The 14382-nt window shown below is 65.3% G+C and carries 13 protein-coding genes; 7 read left to right on the top strand and 6 right to left on the bottom strand.

Annotation, left to right across the window (positions count from 1 at the left end; all coding sequences use genetic code 11):
* Window positions 1-405: a VOC family protein gene (locus NZ849_RS03585; RefSeq protein ID WP_295387240.1), complete on the top strand. Its 405-nt coding sequence runs from the start codon at window positions 1-3 to the stop codon at window positions 403-405.
* Here the strand turns inward: NZ849_RS03585 and NZ849_RS03580 are convergent.
* On the bottom strand, window positions 398-1000 hold the full coding sequence (locus NZ849_RS03580; protein ID WP_295387238.1) for a DedA family protein: 603 nt from the start codon (window positions 998-1000) through the stop codon (window positions 398-400). The two genes, NZ849_RS03585 and NZ849_RS03580, sit on opposite strands and share 8 nt — an antisense overlap.
* Before the next feature lie 64 nt (window positions 1001-1064).
* On the bottom strand, window positions 1065-1766 hold the full coding sequence (locus NZ849_RS03575) for an SDR family oxidoreductase (protein WP_295387235.1): 702 nt from the start codon (window positions 1764-1766) through the stop codon (window positions 1065-1067).
* 96 nt (window positions 1767-1862) lie between these two features.
* On the opposite strand from NZ849_RS03575, the gene NZ849_RS03570 reads away from it, so the two are divergent.
* Window positions 1863-2294 carry an OsmC family protein gene (locus NZ849_RS03570; protein WP_295387232.1) on the top strand — a complete coding sequence of 144 codons (432 nt, stop codon included), beginning with the start codon at window positions 1863-1865 and terminating at the stop codon, window positions 2292-2294.
* 72 nt (window positions 2295-2366) lie between these two features.
* Window positions 2367-5318: a transcription-repair coupling factor gene (mfd, locus tag NZ849_RS03565; protein WP_295404203.1), complete on the top strand. Its 2952-nt coding sequence runs from the start codon at window positions 2367-2369 to the stop codon at window positions 5316-5318.
* A 33-nt stretch (window positions 5319-5351) separates the two neighbouring features.
* Here the strand turns inward: mfd and gabT are convergent, their stop codons facing one another.
* Window positions 5352-6653, bottom strand: coding sequence for a 4-aminobutyrate--2-oxoglutarate transaminase (gabT, locus tag NZ849_RS03560; RefSeq protein ID WP_295387227.1), 1302 nt, complete (start codon window positions 6651-6653; stop codon window positions 5352-5354).
* Window positions 6654-6758: 105 nt separating this feature from the next.
* Window positions 6759-8402: a 30S ribosomal protein S1 gene (locus NZ849_RS03555; RefSeq protein ID WP_295387225.1), complete on the bottom strand. Its 1644-nt coding sequence runs from the start codon at window positions 8400-8402 to the stop codon at window positions 6759-6761.
* Window positions 8403-8677: 275 nt separating this feature from the next.
* Between NZ849_RS03555 and NZ849_RS03550 the strand changes: the two genes are divergently transcribed.
* From NZ849_RS03550 to NZ849_RS03535, 4 genes are all read left to right on the top strand, one after another.
* Window positions 8678-9904 carry a PEGA domain-containing protein gene (locus NZ849_RS03550; RefSeq protein WP_295404200.1) on the top strand — a complete coding sequence of 409 codons (1227 nt, stop codon included), beginning with the start codon at window positions 8678-8680 and terminating at the stop codon, window positions 9902-9904.
* Between the two features lie 94 nt (window positions 9905-9998).
* Window positions 9999-10541, top strand: a complete 543-nt coding sequence (locus NZ849_RS03545; protein WP_295387293.1) for a DUF177 domain-containing protein — start codon at window positions 9999-10001, stop codon at window positions 10539-10541.
* 10 nt (window positions 10542-10551) lie between these two features.
* Window positions 10552-11259 (top strand): CHAD domain-containing protein, encoded by a 708-nt coding sequence (locus NZ849_RS03540; RefSeq protein WP_295387220.1) that lies wholly within the window; start codon window positions 10552-10554, stop codon window positions 11257-11259.
* Window positions 11260-11292: 33 nt separating this feature from the next.
* The gene (locus NZ849_RS03535) at window positions 11293-12300 is read left to right on the top strand and encodes an asparaginase (RefSeq protein WP_295404197.1); all 1008 of its coding nucleotides are present in this window, start codon (window positions 11293-11295) and stop codon (window positions 12298-12300) included.
* Here the strand turns inward: NZ849_RS03535 and NZ849_RS03530 are convergent.
* Together NZ849_RS03530 and plsX are read right to left on the bottom strand one after the other, a co-directional pair.
* Window positions 12297-13349, bottom strand: coding sequence for a mechanosensitive ion channel family protein (locus NZ849_RS03530; protein ID WP_295387214.1), 1053 nt, complete (start codon window positions 13347-13349; stop codon window positions 12297-12299). The two genes, NZ849_RS03535 and NZ849_RS03530, sit on opposite strands and share 4 nt — an antisense overlap.
* A gap of 30 nt (window positions 13350-13379) precedes the next feature.
* Window positions 13380-14372 carry a phosphate acyltransferase PlsX gene (plsX, locus tag NZ849_RS03525; RefSeq protein WP_295387212.1) on the bottom strand — a complete coding sequence of 331 codons (993 nt, stop codon included), beginning with the start codon at window positions 14370-14372 and terminating at the stop codon, window positions 13380-13382.
* Between the last annotated feature and the right edge of the window lie 10 nt (window positions 14373-14382).

Genomic DNA, 14382 nt, shown 5'->3' with positions numbered 1-14382 from the left:
ATGCGGGTCCACCACATCGGGATTGCCGTGGAAGACCTGGAGCAGGCCGCGGCGCCCTACCTGCAGCTGGGGTACCACCTGGAGGCCCACGGGCGGGTTGGGCAGCAAGGGGTGGAGGTCTGGATGCTCAGAAGCGGGGGGAGCCGCCTCGAGCTGGTCAGGGCCATCCGCCCTGACTCCGCCGTCGCTAGGTTCGTTGAAAGGCACGGACCCGGTCTCCACCACATCGCCCTAGCCACCCCAGACCTGGAGGCTGAGCTGGTGCGGCTGGCCGCTGCCGGCGCCCCGCTTGTAGACCCCCTACCCCGACCGGGCTTCGGGGGGCACCGGGTGGCCTTCATCCACCCCAGCTGGTTGGGAGGTGTGCTGCTCGAGCTGGTCGAGGAGGTGGAAGCCCCTACCTAGCCGCGGAGCGGCCGGGCCAGCGCAAACCACCCGCCCGGTAGGCCCGCCAGACCGCCAGCAGCACCGCAAAGCCCACCCCCCCCAGCAGAATTAGGTAGATGTACCTCTCCAGGTGAGGAATCTTGGAGCCCAGGTAGTAGGCCAGGAGGGTGAGACCTTGGGTCCAGAGGAGGCTGCCTATGAAGCTCAGCACAAAGAAGCGCGGCCAGGACATCCGCACTGTGCCGCAGAGAAAGGGCACCACCGCCCGAAAGACCGGCACATAGGGGCCAATCAGAAGGGAAAGGGGCCCAAAGCGGGCCATGAAACGCCGGGCGCGCTCGAGGTCCCCAGGCCTGAGGCGAGCCCTGCGCAAAAGCGGCAACCCCCACCGGCGCCCCAGGTAGTACCCCAGGTTGTTGCCCAAGACCGAGCCCAGCAAAAGGGCTGGCAGCGCCAAGGAGAGCTGCATCTTCTTGGCCGCAGCCAAGAGCCCCACCGCAATCAAGAGGGAGTCACCAGGCAGAAAAAATCCCACCAAAAGCCCTGTCTCAACAAACACGGTAGCGAAAATGCCCAGGTACCCCACCGCCTGCACATAGGCGCTCACATCCATGCCCTCACCCTACGGCAAAAAGCCCCCCAGAACAACCCAGCCGGGGGCATGATTCCTCAGCGCCCTACCGCGGGGGAAATATCTGCAGCTCCAGCACCCGCCCCCGCGGACTGCGGCTGGCGGCGTAGACCAGGCTCTCCCCAATCTCCACCGGGTCCACCCAGGCCATGGGGTCGGCCTCGGGCATCTCCTTGCGGTTGGCCGGGGTGTCTACCGCCCCCATGGGGTAGACCACCGCCACCCGGATGGCGGTTCCCCCTAGCTCCGCATCCAGCGAGCGCAGGTAGGTGGCCACCGCGGCCTTTGCAGCCGCATACAGGGCCACTCCCGGCCCTACCCCGCTCCAAGCTGCCGCCGCAGCTATGCCGGCAATAAAGCCGTCTTTTTGCTCGAGGAGCTCCGGCAAAATCGCCCGCGTAGCGTAGAAGAGGGTGCGCATGTTGAGGTCGAACATCCGGTCGTAGAGTCCGGGCTCGGCGTCCTTAACAGGCGCGTAAGCAAAGCCCCCCACCGTGTGAATAAGTCCGTCCACCCGGCCCATCTGGGCCTTGACCTGCCGCACCAGGTGCTCGGCATCGGGGTAGTGGGTAAGGTTGACCACGAAAGCCCGTCCCCCGTAGCGCTGGGCCCGCTCGAGGCTGGGCTGCTCGTAGGCATCGGCGAAGGCCAGGCGGGCTCCGGCTCGAGCAAACGACTCCGCAATGGCCCCAGCAATGGCCCCGCCCCCACCGGTGAGGATATAAACTTTGCCCTCCAAGCTATACATGCCTCAATTATCGCTTCTGGCGAGAAAAGCGCACGTCTTTGGACTTACATTCAGGGCTGAGCCAGGGTAGGGTATCATCAGGCCTAGAGGAGGTCTATGGCAACCAAGAGGGTTGTGCTCCATCGCCTAAGCGGGCACCGCTTCCTAGGCATCAACGAACAGGGCGACAAGGTAATGGTAGACGGCGACCAACCCGCCACCGGGATGCGCCCTATGGAACTCCTGCTGACTGCTCTGGCTGGCTGCACCGCCTACGACGTGGTGGACATCATGGAGAAAAAACGCCAGCCGCTGGCCCGCTACCGGGTGGAGGTGGTGGGGCAGCGGGCCGAAGAACACCCTAGGCGCTACACGCACATCGTGGTAACGCACTACGCCTCAGGGCCAAATGTCACCCGTGAAGCCCTGGAACGGGCCGTGGAGCTTTCCCACACCAAGTACTGCTCGGTTTCAGCCAGCCTGAATGCCCAGATTGAAACCCGCGTGGTCCTTGAGCCCTGGCAGGAGGAAAGGGAACCCCAACGGTAGCCTCCACAACCACCCCTGGCTGGCCCGCGTATAGACTTAGACTCTGGGCCCTCACGGGCCTTTGGCTCCAATATGACCCGCACCGAGTCTGAGATTCAGAACCGCTACCTGCCCGGCCTGCCCCAGGTAGCCCGGGCGCTTCTGTTCGCCCAGGCCAAAGGCCCCCGGGTGCTGCTCTGCCCTCCCGAGCGGCTTCCCCTCTACGCCGACCTGTCGGCCCTGGGGCTGGGGGTTTACGTAAACCCTGGTCTAGAGGCTTACCAAGAGGCGCTGGCGGTGGTGATGGCCTATCCAGAGGCCCTAGCCCCCTTTCCTGAACAACCCGAGGGCTGGCGCCTGGTTCTGGAGCCGGGTCGGCGCTACCTGCGCGACAAGCTTCTGGAGGACCTGGCCCGCATGGGCTACGCCCGTGGGGAGGACTTCGAGGTGCAGGGGGATAGGCTCGAGCTGGGCAGGCTGCGCTTGGAGTTCTTCGGCGACGAGCTGGAGGGGGTCTGGCTCGAGGGCCTCCCCCAGGTCCGCTACGTGATCACCGCAAAGGCCGGCAAGGCGGAGGGATGGACCTCCCCAAAAATTCTCCATTTCCCGGGCACGGTCTTCCTGGACACCCCTTCGCTGGCCCCCGCTGAGCTGTGGCCCCTGCTCGCTGGGCGAACCCAGGTCAGCTTCGGCCTGGGCGGCCCCGAACTGCCCCCTCTGCACCTGCCCATCCGCCCCCTGCCACCCTACCGGGCCCGCGTTTCGCAGTTCGTGGAGGACCTGCGCAGCTGGCTTGCCAAAGGGTACGCGGCGGTCTTCTTCTACCGCCACCAAAAAAGCCGCGGCTACCTCATGCAAAAGCTCGATGGGCTACCCACCCGCACCTCGGCCGCGCTTGAGCGCCGCCCAGGCGCCCTTACCCTGGTTCCCGGTCCTTTTGAAGGGGCCTTCCTGGACGAGGAAAACCGCACCGTCTACCTAAGCGAGGCCCACCTCTACGCCTTCGGTGCAGGAGAGGCGCTGCGTAAGCGGCGGGTGCTCAGCGCAGAGGGGGCCGACCCCGGGGCGCTTGCGATCGGCGACTACCTGATTCACCCCGAGCACGGCGTCGGCCAGTACCTGGGCTTAGAGACCCGCGAGGTGCTTGGGGTAAGGCGAGACTACCTGGTGCTGCGGTATGCGGGGGAGGCCCGGATGTACCTGCCCGTAGAGCAGCTTCCCCTGCTCAAGCGCCATCCCGGCACCACCGACGACCCACCGGCACTCTCCTCCTTGGGCAAAGGGGAGTGGAAAAAACGCCGAGAGAAAGCCGCTAAGGACGCTGAAGAGTTAGCCCAGCGCCTCCTGGTGCTACACGCCAGGCGCGAGGCTACGCCGGGGCGCTCCTTCGGCCCCCTGCCGGAGTGGGACTCCCTGGTTGAGGAAAACTTTCCCTTTGAGCTAACCCCCGACCAGAAAAAGGCCCTCGAAGAGACCCTGCGGGACCTGGAGTCTCCGCGCCCTATGGAGCGCCTGATTTCCGGCGACGTGGGCTTCGGCAAGACCGAGGTGGCCCTGCGGGCGGCTTTCCGGGTGGTGGGGCATGGGGCCCAGGTGGCCCTGCTGGTGCCCACCACCCTTCTGGCTGAACAGCACCGGGAAACCTTCCAAAAGCGACTGGCCGGCCTACCGGTAAGGGTAGCGGCCCTGTCCCGGTTTACCTCCGAGCGCGAGGAGCGGGAAATCCTGAAGGGGTTGGCAGAGGGCACGGTGGACATCGTCATTGGAACTCATCGGCTGCTCTCCCCCGACGTGCGCTTCAAGGACCTGGGCCTCCTGGTGGTGGACGAGGAGCATCGCTTCGGGGTAGCCCAGAAGGAGCGCATCCGCGAACTGAAGGAGGCCGTGGACACCCTCTACCTCTCCGCCACCCCCATCCCCCGCAGCCTCTACAGCGCCCTGGTGGGGCTACGCGACCTCAGCAGCATCCAGACCCCACCCCCGGGCCGCAAACCCATCCGCACCGTGCTGGCCCCCTACGACCCCGCCTTAGTGCGGCAAGGGATTATGGACGAGCTCGAGCGGGGCGGCAAAGCCTTTTACGTTCACGACCGGGTGGCCACCATCCTGGCCCGGCGCAGCTACCTCGAGAGCCTGGTCCCCGAGGCCCGGATTGGGGTGGTCCACGGCCAGATGGCCGAGGCCGAGGTGGAGGAGACCATGCTGGCCTTCTCCGAGGGAGCCTTTGACGTGCTCCTAGCCACCACCATCATCGAAAGCGGCCTGGACATCCCTGAGGCCAACACCATCCTCATCGAAAGGGCGGACAAGCTGGGGCTGGCTGCCCTCTACCAGCTCCGGGGGCGGGTGGGCCGGCGCGACCAGGAGGCCTGGGCCTACCTCTTCCACCCGCTTCGGCTTACCGAAGGCGCCGAGCGCCGCCTCTCGGCTATTGCTGACCTCTCGGACCTGGGCTCAGGCCACCTGCTGGCCGAGAAGGACATGGAAATCCGGGGGGTAGGAAACCTGCTGGGCCCCGAGCAGCACGGCCACATCCGGGCAGTAAGCCTGGAAATCTACACCGAGCTACTCACCGAGGCCATCCGAAAGCTCAAAGGGGAAACCGTTGAACCCGAGCGGCACGTCACCCTAGACCTACAGCTATCGGCCCGCCTGACCCCAGAGTACATCCCAAGCCCCGCCGCCCGCAGCCGCTACTACGGCCGTCTGGCCGAGTGCAGGAACCTGGCCCAGCTCTCCCGCCTGGCCAAGGAGCTAAAAGAACGCTACGGACCTGCCCCGGCAGAGGTGGAAAACTTTCTGGCCCTCACCCGGCTTCGCCTTTTGGCCGAGGCCCGGGGGGTGGTCTCCATCACCGAGGACCTGATGTACCTACACATCGCCTTTGCCCAAGCCGGCGTGGACTACGACACCAGGGCCCTGCGCAACCTGCCCTTCCGGGCAGAGGCCACCCAGTACCCACCAGGGTTTCGCATCCACAAAAAGGGGCTGCGGCCTGAGGAATACCTTCAGGCCATCAGCGAGGTGCTCTATCTGGTGGGGTGAAGCCCCGGCGGCGTTCCCCAGGGCCAGCGTTCCCTATTCGGCGCTCAGGGCTTGCTCGAGGCTCGCCTCCAGAATCTCCAGCCCCTTTTCCACCTCCTCCTCGCTCACCACCAAAGGCACCAAGCAGCGAATCACGTTGGCGTGCATCCCCGCCTTGAACAACAACAAACCCCTTTCACGGGCCACCTCCAGCAAGCGGTGGGTCAGCTGGGGATTGGGGCTTTTGGAGGCGGGGTCCTTGACCAGCTCCATGGCAATCATGGGCCCTAGGCCCCGCACATCGCCCACCACCTGGGGAAAGCGGGCCTGAATCCTCCGAAAGCCCTGGTGCAGCATCTCCCCCAGCTTCTGGGCCTTTTCCAGCAGGTTTTCCTGCTCAAACACCTCCAGCACCGCCAGGGCCGCTGCACAGGCCAGGGGATTGCCCCCGAAGGTGCTGCCAAGACCCCCAAGGCTGGGCGCATCCATAATCTCGGCCCGGCCAAGGACCCCCCCGATGGGCAGGCCACCCCCGATGCTCTTGGCAAAGCAGATCAGGTCGGGTTCCACCCCGGCATGCTCAATGGCCCAGAACTTGCCGGTGCGGCCAATGCCGGTCTGCACCTCGTCGTCAATGAAAACAATCCCGTGCTTCTGGGTAAGGCTCCGGAGGGCCTTAAGAAAGGGCTTGGGCGCCGGGACAAACCCCCCCTCGCCAAGCTGGGGCTCAATGATGATGGCCGCCACCCGCTCAGGCTGAATCTGGGTCTCAAACACCTCTTGGAGCCCATCGAGGGCCTTCCGAGTGTCAATTCCCCGGTACTCATCGGGGTAGGGAGCGTGGTAGACCTCCGGAGCGAAGGGGCCGAAGTTTTGCCGGTAGGGGTTAGCCTTGCCGGTGAGGGTCATACCCAGAAGGGTGCGCCCATGGAAGCTCCCCCGGAAGGCAATCACCCCTGGGCGGTTGGTGTAGGCTCGAGCAATTTTTATGGCGTTCTCGGTAGCCTCTACCCCCGTATTCAGGAAGAAGGCTTTCTTATCCCCCGGTATGGGAGCGGTGGCGCACAGCCGCTCGGCCAGCTCCACGTAAGGTTCATAGGCCACTGCGGGGAAGCAGGTGTGCATGTAGAGCTGCAGCTGCCTCTCTACCGCCGCCACCACCTTGGGGTGGTTGTGGCCCACGTTCTGAACCCCTATGCCGCCGAACCAGTCCAGGTACTCCTTGCCGTCCACGTCCCAGACCTTGCCCCCCTGGGCCCGGGCCACCGCAATCGGGTGCACCTGAGAGACTCCGCGGGGGACAACCTTGTGCCGGCGCTCCATAAGGGCTTGGTTTTTGGATGGGGCTTGGGTCATGGCTTCCTCCAAGTAGACCTAGCCCTGAGTCTAAACCCCCTGGAGGGGCTTGTGTACCCCCAGAAGAGGCCCCCCACCCAAAGGGTGAGGGGCTTTTCCCAGCGCTCACTGGGCTTTTTCCTTCTTGCTTTCCTCAAGGGCAAGCTGGCTCAGCAAATCGCCAAACACATCGCCCAGCTTCACGTTGGTGGTGGAGGGCGCAACCACGCTGGGGTCGTAGCTGGTGTAGGAGGCAGCCGCCCCATAATCTAGGTCGCGCTCACGGCTGCGCCCTTCGCGGGCTGCTCCTTTCCCTTTTCGCTTGGCCCCCTTCGCCTCACGCCGCTTCCGCCCCTCACCCTCCTCGTCGGAAAGGTTCTGCACGGGCGGGGGCAGCAGGCGCTTGCGGGAGAGGCTGATGCGCTGCTCCACGGGGTCAATCTGGAGGATGGCCGCCTCAATCTCGTCGCCCTTTTTGAAAAGCTCGGAGGGCTTCTCCACCCGCTCGTGGGCCAGCTCGGAGATGTGAACGAGCCCCTCGATACCAGGTTCAATCTCCACGAAAACCCCAAAGTCGGTGAGGCCAGTAACCCTGCCCTTGACGGGAGTGCCCGGCGGGTAGCGGTCCGGCAGGCTCTTCCAGGGGTCGGGCTGGGTTTGCTTCAACCCAAGGGAAAGCCGGCGCTCGGCAGGGTCAATGCGCAACACCTGGGCCTCCACCATCTGCCCCTCTTGCAACACCTCGCTGGGGTGCTTGGGGCGCTTGGTCCAGGAGAGTTCGGAGATGTGAATCAGCCCCTCGAGCCCCGGCTCGACCTCCACGAAGGCCCCAAACTGGGTTAGCCCCACCACCTTACCGGTTACCCGAGAGCCGATGGGGTAGCGCTCGGCCACGGTGAGCCAAGGGTCCTCGCTGAGGGCCTTCATGGAGAGGTTGACCCGCTCCCGCTCGGTGTCTACCGACAGCACCTTGGCCCTCACGGTCTGCCCCTTCTGCACCACCTCACGGGGGTGGCTGAAACGGCCCCAGGTAATCTCGCTGCGGTGGACCAGGCCGTCCACCCCACCCAGCGCTACGAAAACGCCGAATTCCGTAACCTCAACCACCTGGCCTTCCACGACATCCCCTTCCTTCAGGCTGGAGAGCACCCGGGCTCGAGCGGCCTTCAGCTCGCTCTCCAGCACCACCCGCCGAGAGAGGATGACCCGGCCCTTCTTGCGGTTGAGCTCGATAATCTTTACCGGAAAGCTCTGGCCCACGTACACATCTAGTTCCGGGGCGCGCTTGAGGTCCACCTGACTGGCCGGGAGGAAGGCGCGGATGCCCTCGAGGGTCGCAACCAGACCGCCTTTGACCTTCTCCTTGACCTGAACCATCACCGGCTCGCCCCGCTCGTAGAGGGCCTGAATCCTGACCCAGCTCTGGTCGGCCTCCGCCCGCTTCTTGGAGAGCACAATCTGGCCGTTTTCCAGGTCAGCCCGCACCACGTAAGCGGTTACCGTATCGCCGGGCTTGAGGAGGTTTTTGAGCTCTTCCTCGCTCAGGTTCTCCTCGGTAAGCTGGTTGAGGGGGATGATGGCCTCGGTGCGCGTGCCGATGTCCACCATCACGCCGTCATTGGTTACGAGAACCACCGTGCCGGTGACAATCTGGCCGCGCTGAACGGTCTTCTCGAGCCGGGCCTCTGCATCCTGCAGGGCCTGTTCCATGCTGAAAACCTGGGGCTCGTCTCCAGTTTCCACTGGGGTCTGGGTTGCTTGCTCTTCCATTCGCCTGCTTCCTCTCCGAATAACCTTTGCCTGCGCAAAACCCCCGCCCAGAGGGTCCGGGTTGGCTTTCGGGTAACTTATGCGCAAGCGGGGTGTCTCAAGCTAGGCTGAGACATACCTGCTAGTTATAGCATAGGTTGGCGCGTTTGTCCAACGCAACGGGGGCCTCACAGGCCTGCCACCTAAAAAATCGCTGAAGCCGCAGGTTAATGCGGGCTGAAGCCGCTCTCACACCCTACAGGAGACGCGCTTTACGCTAGGGGTGGAGGTAGGCGATGAAACGAGCCCTTTTCGCAGCGCTAGGTCCACTTCTAGGTGCTGCCTTGGCCGCACCGGAACTGAGCCCCCAACAAATCATCGTCAATCCAGTACCCACCGAGCTGCAGGTGCGGGTCTGGGTGAACAAAGACCCGGCCAAAACGGGCAACCCCGTCTACCAGATCGGTGAGCGCATCCAGGTCTCGGTCCAGGTAAATCAGGATGCCTACGTGTACATCTTCAGCGTGAGGTCCACCGGCGAGATAAGCCTGATCCTACCCAACGCCTTTGACCAAAACAACCTCCTCCGGGCAGGCGAGACCCGCACCTACCCCCCAGGCAGCGGCGCCCGCTACACCCTCGAGGTGGCCGGCCCAGAAGGGCAGGACCGGGTGCTGGCCGTAGCCAGCCGCCAGCCCCTCTCCCTGGCCCAAATAGCCGATATCCAAAGCGGTCGCGTAAACCTGCGGGGAGCCGACAACCTGGCTCGAGCCCTCTCCATCGTGGTCAGCCCGCTTCCTGAGCAGGACTGGGTGAGCGATACCGCCTTCTTCATCGTGGGCCGAGCCCCGGTAGTCCCAACCCCACCCGCTCAACCGGCCACCGGCACCCTGAGCGTGAGTTCCAACCCAGCCGGGGCCCAGGTGCTGGTGGAGGGCCGGCCGGTGGGGAGCACCCCTTTGAACCTGGCCCTGCGACCGGGCCGGGTGGAGGTAGAACTCAGGCTTCCGGGCTACCAAAACTTCCGCACCACGGTGCAGGTCCGGCCCGGCGAAACCACCAGCCTGAACGCCAACCTGGTTCCGGCGCTGCAAAACGGCCTGCTGCAGGTCGGTTCCGACCCTCAAGGGGCCCAGGTGCTGCTGAACGGGCGGTTGGTGGGCTACACACCGCTCAACCTGAGCCTAGCCCCAGGCTCGTACGAACTCGAGCTGCGCCTTGCAGGCTACCAGCCCTTCCGCGCCACGCTCCGGCTGGCGAGCGGCCAGACCCTTCCCGTCAGCGCCAACCTGAAGCCCCTGCGGGGCTCGTTGGAGATCTCCACCAACACAGAGGCCCGCATCTTCCTTGACGGGCAAGAGGTGGGGCAGACCCGAGGGGGCTTTTTGAGGCTGGACGACCTCGAGCCCGCCGCCTTCCAACTCGTGGCCCTGGCCCCCGGCTTCCGCGCCGAGGTGCGTGAGGTGCGGGTAGAGGCCGGGCGAACCCTCCAGGTCAGGCTCAACCTGAGCCGCGCCCGCTAAACGGAGCCGCCCGAGGCCGCAGCCTAGGCTGCGGCCTCCTTCTGGGGTTGACCCCAGGGCAAAGGAGGCGTAACATAAGGGGCTAATGTCCTTGATGAACCCAGGCTACTTACCCAGTATCAATCTCTCCCGGCTACTGCGGGAAGGCGGTAGCCTACAGGCCCAAGGCGAACTCCTGGGGGCCGTTGCCCTGGAGGGCGGCGAAATACCCCTGCACACCCCGGCCAAATGGGGGGTGAGCGTAACCCGGCTGGAGGGCGAAGGGGGGCAGGAGTTCTGGCTTTCAGGGGAGATCGCGGGGTACGCAGTCATGGAGTGCCGCCGCTGCCTGGGCCCCACTCCAGTGCTGGTCCGGGCCCACTTCCAGACCATGCTGCGTTACACCCCAGGGCTCGCCCATCCCCTTCTGGTTGAAGATGAGGAGGAGGTGCTCCTCTTCGGACACCCCATCCTGGATCTGAGCCCCATTCTCAGCGAAGCCTTCGCTCTTGAGCTGCCCTACACCGCCCTCTGCAGGGAGGACTGCAAGGGGCTCTGCCCGATCTGCGGGGCCAACCGCAACGAGGTGAACTGCGGGCACCAGGAGAAACCCCGCACCCGGTTGGCCGAAGCCCTCTCGCACCTCCTGAAGGGCTAGGACCGCCGACATGCGCGCCGTGCCCCTAGACCCCTGGCTGCGGCACCTGCGCCAGCACCTGCCCCTAGCCCGCACTGGGCAGGACCCCGAGGGCGTCCACCAGGTGCGGGTCGCCGGACGGCGGCTTCGGGTCTGGCTTCGCCTGGCCGGTATGCGAACCCTGGACGATGACCTGGCCTGGTTGGTCCGCGCCGCTGGAGAGGTGCGGGACCTCGAGGTGCTGCTCCAGATGGAGCTGCCCCGGGCTTTTCGGGAATGGGCCCAGGCCAGGCTGGAAGCCGCCAGGGAGCGACTCCTCCCGGTACTGGACTCAAGACGGCTGGAAAGCCTTTTGCTGGCCCTCTCCCTGCTCCCCCCGCTGGACGCGGCCGCTGCCGAACCCCAGCTAGAACGCTTCCTCGCCCAGGTGGAGCGCCGCGCAGCCCTGTGGACCCAGGAGGACAGCTTTGATGCCCTTCACGCCCTACGGCGGGGGCTGCGCCGGCTGCGCTACGCGCTGGAGTGGCTGGGCCGGGAAAGCCGCGCCATCCGGTCACTCCAGGAAAGCTTTGGGCGGGTGGGCGACCTGCACTTCACCCTGGCTTACCTGCAGCGGTTTGCAGAGGAAGGAGGCCGCCTTCCCAGCGGCTACCTTCAGGAAAGGGAAGCGGAGCTAGCAAAAGCCCTTCAAAAGGCCAGGAGCACCTGGAGGGAGCACGCAGGGGGTCTGAGGAGCTAGGCAAGGGCCCGCCCAGGCAATAGGCTGTGCACGATGGCCTCGTACACCTATGCCTACCGGGGTGGTCTTCTGGAAAACCGCCACCGGGTCTTCATCGCCATAGTGGAGCCGCAGGGCCGCTTGCTGGCCCACAGCGGACCTCCCGGGTGGGTAGCCCCGCTACGCTCCACCGCCAAGCCCTTTCAGGCCCTGGCCCTCTACCTCAGCGGGGCCGTGGGGCGTTTTGGTCTCACCCCCGCCGAGGTCGCGCTGAGCTGCGCCTCCCACGACGGCACGCCCGCGCACATCGCCCTGGCCGCTCAGTACCTTGAGAAGATTGGGCTGGGCCCTGAGCACCTGGCCTGCGGGGCTCATCTCCCCCTCGACCCTGAGGCCCGCCAGGCCCTCCACCGCTCAGGCGAAGCCGCCAGCCCGCTTCACAACAACTGCTCGGGGAAACACGCGGGCATGCTGGCGGCAGCCCTAGCCCTAAACGCCTCCCCCCATGGCTACGAAAAGCCCGAACACCCAGTTCAGCAGCTCATCCTTCAGACCCTGCGGGAGCTTTCCGGACAGCCCCAGATTCCGCAGGCAGTGGACGGGTGTAGCGTGCCCACCTTCGCCCTGCCCCTGGCCTCCACAGCCCGCATGTTCGCCCTGCTGGCCCATCCCGGGGCAGCGCCCAGGCAGTACCGGGAAGGACTGAAGGGCGTGTTTGCAGCCATGCAACAGCACCCAGAGTGGGTGGCCGGCCCCCGCAGCATGGACACCGTGCTGATGCGGAGGGTACCCGGACTGGTGGCCAAGCGGGGAGCCGACGGTTACTACGGGATGGCCCTGCAGAACAGCCGCTGGGGCCCCATTGGGATTGCCCTGAAGGTGGAAAGCGGCTCCAACGAGGCGCGGGAGCCAATGGTGGTGCGGCTTCTGGAAGAGCTGGGGGTGCTTTCGCCCGAAGAGGAGCTGCCCTGGCGCAGGCCAGCCCTCAAGAACGTACGCGGTCTTGAGGTGGGCCACCTTGAGGCCCACCTCGAGCTGCGCTGGACGGACCGGGCCGCCTAGCCCTGCACAACCCGGCGGGTAGGATAGGGAATTGGGATGCCCTCAGCATCCAGGCGCAGCTTGATGCGCCGGCGAAACTCCCGCCCCACCGCCCACTGCTCTTTGGGCTTGGTGGTGAACATTACCCGGATGACCACCCCCGATTCGGCCAGCTGCTGAACCCCCAGCATCTCCGGGGGCTGGTCGGTAAACCTGGGCCGCCACTCGGGGTCGTGGTAAAAGGCCAGCGCCTCCTCCCGCACCGCCTCCAGGGCTTTGTCTACTGGGGCCTCGTAGGCTACCGAAACGTCCACCACCGCCCGGGCCCAGTCGCGGCTCATCACCGTAACCTGCTGGATGGTGGAGTTGGGGAGAAAGTGCACCCGTCCCTCGAGGTCGCGCAGCACCGTAAGGCGCAGGTTGAAGCGCTCCACCGTTCCGGCGAACTGCCCTACGGTAATCACATCCCCCACCCCGTACTGGTCCTCCAGCAGGATAAAGAAGCCGTTTATGACATCCCGAATCAGGTTCTGGGCGGCCAGGGAGATACCAAGCCCCACCACCCCGGCCCCAGCCAAAAGGGCGGTTACGTTCAGGCCCAGGTTGGAAAGGAGCAGGAGGCCACCCAGGACCACAATCAGGACCTGCAGCACCGACTCGAGCACGCTCTTGAGGGTCTGGGCCCGCACTTGCTCGCGGGTGAACTCGCCCGAGCCCACCGGCACCCGCTGGAGCAAACGGGGCACCAGGCGCAGGGCCAAGGAGGTGATCCCCAAAATGAGCAATACGGCCAGGCCCCGCTCGCCCAACCAGCCAAATAGGGTTCTTCCCCAGGTGCCGAAGGGCTCCAGGGGAACTTTCCAGGCATGGCTCAAGAGGGAGAACACCGCCAAACCCACCAACACCCACCAAAGCCCCCCCAGCAACCGCCAGTAGCGGTCGTCGCGGGCGTCCGGCGTAAAGCGGGCCAGCCAACCAAAAAACCTGGCTCCACCCCGGGCCACCCAAAACCCTACCCCAAGAAGGGCCGCACTGAGCAGCAGACGAAGCCAAAGACCCGCATCCTCCATCGCACAACCTCACCAGCCGCCAAAGAGGGTTCAGCGTACCCCTTCCAGTCGGGCAATGCCCTCGCGCACCCGTTCCACCAAGCCCGCCTGGACACTTGCCCTGGCCTTGCGCAACGCGCTCAAAACCGCCCGCCCGTCGGCGGAACCATGTCCGATGAAAACCGCACCTTCCACCCCCAAAAGGGGCATTGCCCCGTACTCTGCTGGGTCCATCCGCGCCCGCAGCCGCTGCAAAGCAGGGCGCACCAGCCAGGCACCCAGCCGGGTCGGCCAAGGGCCTTCAGCCAGGGCTTGGCGGATCCAGCCAAAGAGAACGCGGGCCTCGCCTTCGGAGAGTTTGAGCACCACATTACCGGTGTAGCCGTCGGTGACCACGATATCGGTGGTGCCCCTGAAGATGTCCCGTCCCTCCACGTTGCCGTAGAAGTTGAGCCCAGCAGCGCTCTTCAGAAGGGGAAAGGTGCGCAGGATCAGGTCGTTGCCCTTCTCCTCCTCCTCCCCAATGGAGAGCAGGCCCACGCTGGGGTTCTCCACCCCCTGGGCCTTGGCATAGGCGGTGGCCATGACCGCAAACTGCACCAGCCACTCGGGCTTGCAGTCTACGTTGGCACCTCCATCGGCCAGATAGGTGCGGCCCCTCTCGCTGGGCAGCTCGATGAGCAAGGTCGGGCGGTCCACCCCAGGAACTCGCCCTAGGTTGAACAGGGCCGAGGCCAGGGTAGCCCCGGTATGTCCCATGGCCACCACCGCCGAGACCTCACCCTGTCTAAGCAGCTCCATGCAGATGTTGATGGAGGCTCGGCGCTTCTTGCGCACGTCGGTAGCGTGGTCCCGCATGGTGATGTGCTCCGGCGCTTCTACCACCGGCAGATGCCCCCCCTGGGCCTCCAACTCCTGCTGGAGCACCTCGGTGGGACCCACCAGCACCACCGGAATCCCCTGTTTTTGGGCCACCAGGGCACCTTCTACGATCGCTTTGGGGGCATGGTCCCCCCCCATGGCGTCCAGGGCGATTGGCTTCATGGAATATAGC

It is taken from the genome of Meiothermus sp. (genome assembly GCF_025060375.1).
GTDB lineage: Bacteria > Deinococcota > Deinococci > Deinococcales > Thermaceae > Meiothermus.
This window is presented reverse-complemented; position numbering and strand designations above follow the sequence as displayed.

Excerpts from the sequence above, each read along its gene's own strand:
- NZ849_RS03585 (WP_295387240.1), top strand. The coding sequence starts at position 1 with ATGCGGGTCCACCACATCGGGATTGCCGTGGAAGACCTGGAGCAGGCC.
- NZ849_RS03580 (WP_295387238.1), bottom strand. The coding sequence starts at position 1,000 with ATGGATGTGAGCGCCTATGTGCAGGCGGTGGGGTACCTGGGCATTTTC.
- NZ849_RS03575 (WP_295387235.1), bottom strand. The coding sequence starts at position 1,766 with ATGTATAGCTTGGAGGGCAAAGTTTATATCCTCACCGGTGGGGGCGGG.
- NZ849_RS03570 (WP_295387232.1), top strand. The coding sequence starts at position 1,863 with ATGGCAACCAAGAGGGTTGTGCTCCATCGCCTAAGCGGGCACCGCTTC.
- mfd (WP_295404203.1), top strand. The coding sequence starts at position 2,367 with ATGACCCGCACCGAGTCTGAGATTCAGAACCGCTACCTGCCCGGCCTG.
- gabT (WP_295387227.1), bottom strand. The coding sequence starts at position 6,653 with ATGACCCAAGCCCCATCCAAAAACCAAGCCCTTATGGAGCGCCGGCAC.
- NZ849_RS03555 (WP_295387225.1), bottom strand. The coding sequence starts at position 8,402 with ATGGAAGAGCAAGCAACCCAGACCCCAGTGGAAACTGGAGACGAGCCC.
- NZ849_RS03550 (WP_295404200.1), top strand. The coding sequence starts at position 8,678 with ATGAAACGAGCCCTTTTCGCAGCGCTAGGTCCACTTCTAGGTGCTGCC.
- NZ849_RS03545 (WP_295387293.1), top strand. The coding sequence starts at position 9,999 with ATGAACCCAGGCTACTTACCCAGTATCAATCTCTCCCGGCTACTGCGG.
- NZ849_RS03540 (WP_295387220.1), top strand. The coding sequence starts at position 10,552 with ATGCGCGCCGTGCCCCTAGACCCCTGGCTGCGGCACCTGCGCCAGCAC.
- NZ849_RS03535 (WP_295404197.1), top strand. The coding sequence starts at position 11,293 with ATGGCCTCGTACACCTATGCCTACCGGGGTGGTCTTCTGGAAAACCGC.
- NZ849_RS03530 (WP_295387214.1), bottom strand. The coding sequence starts at position 13,349 with ATGGAGGATGCGGGTCTTTGGCTTCGTCTGCTGCTCAGTGCGGCCCTT.
- plsX (WP_295387212.1), bottom strand. The coding sequence starts at position 14,372 with ATGAAGCCAATCGCCCTGGACGCCATGGGGGGGGACCATGCCCCCAAA.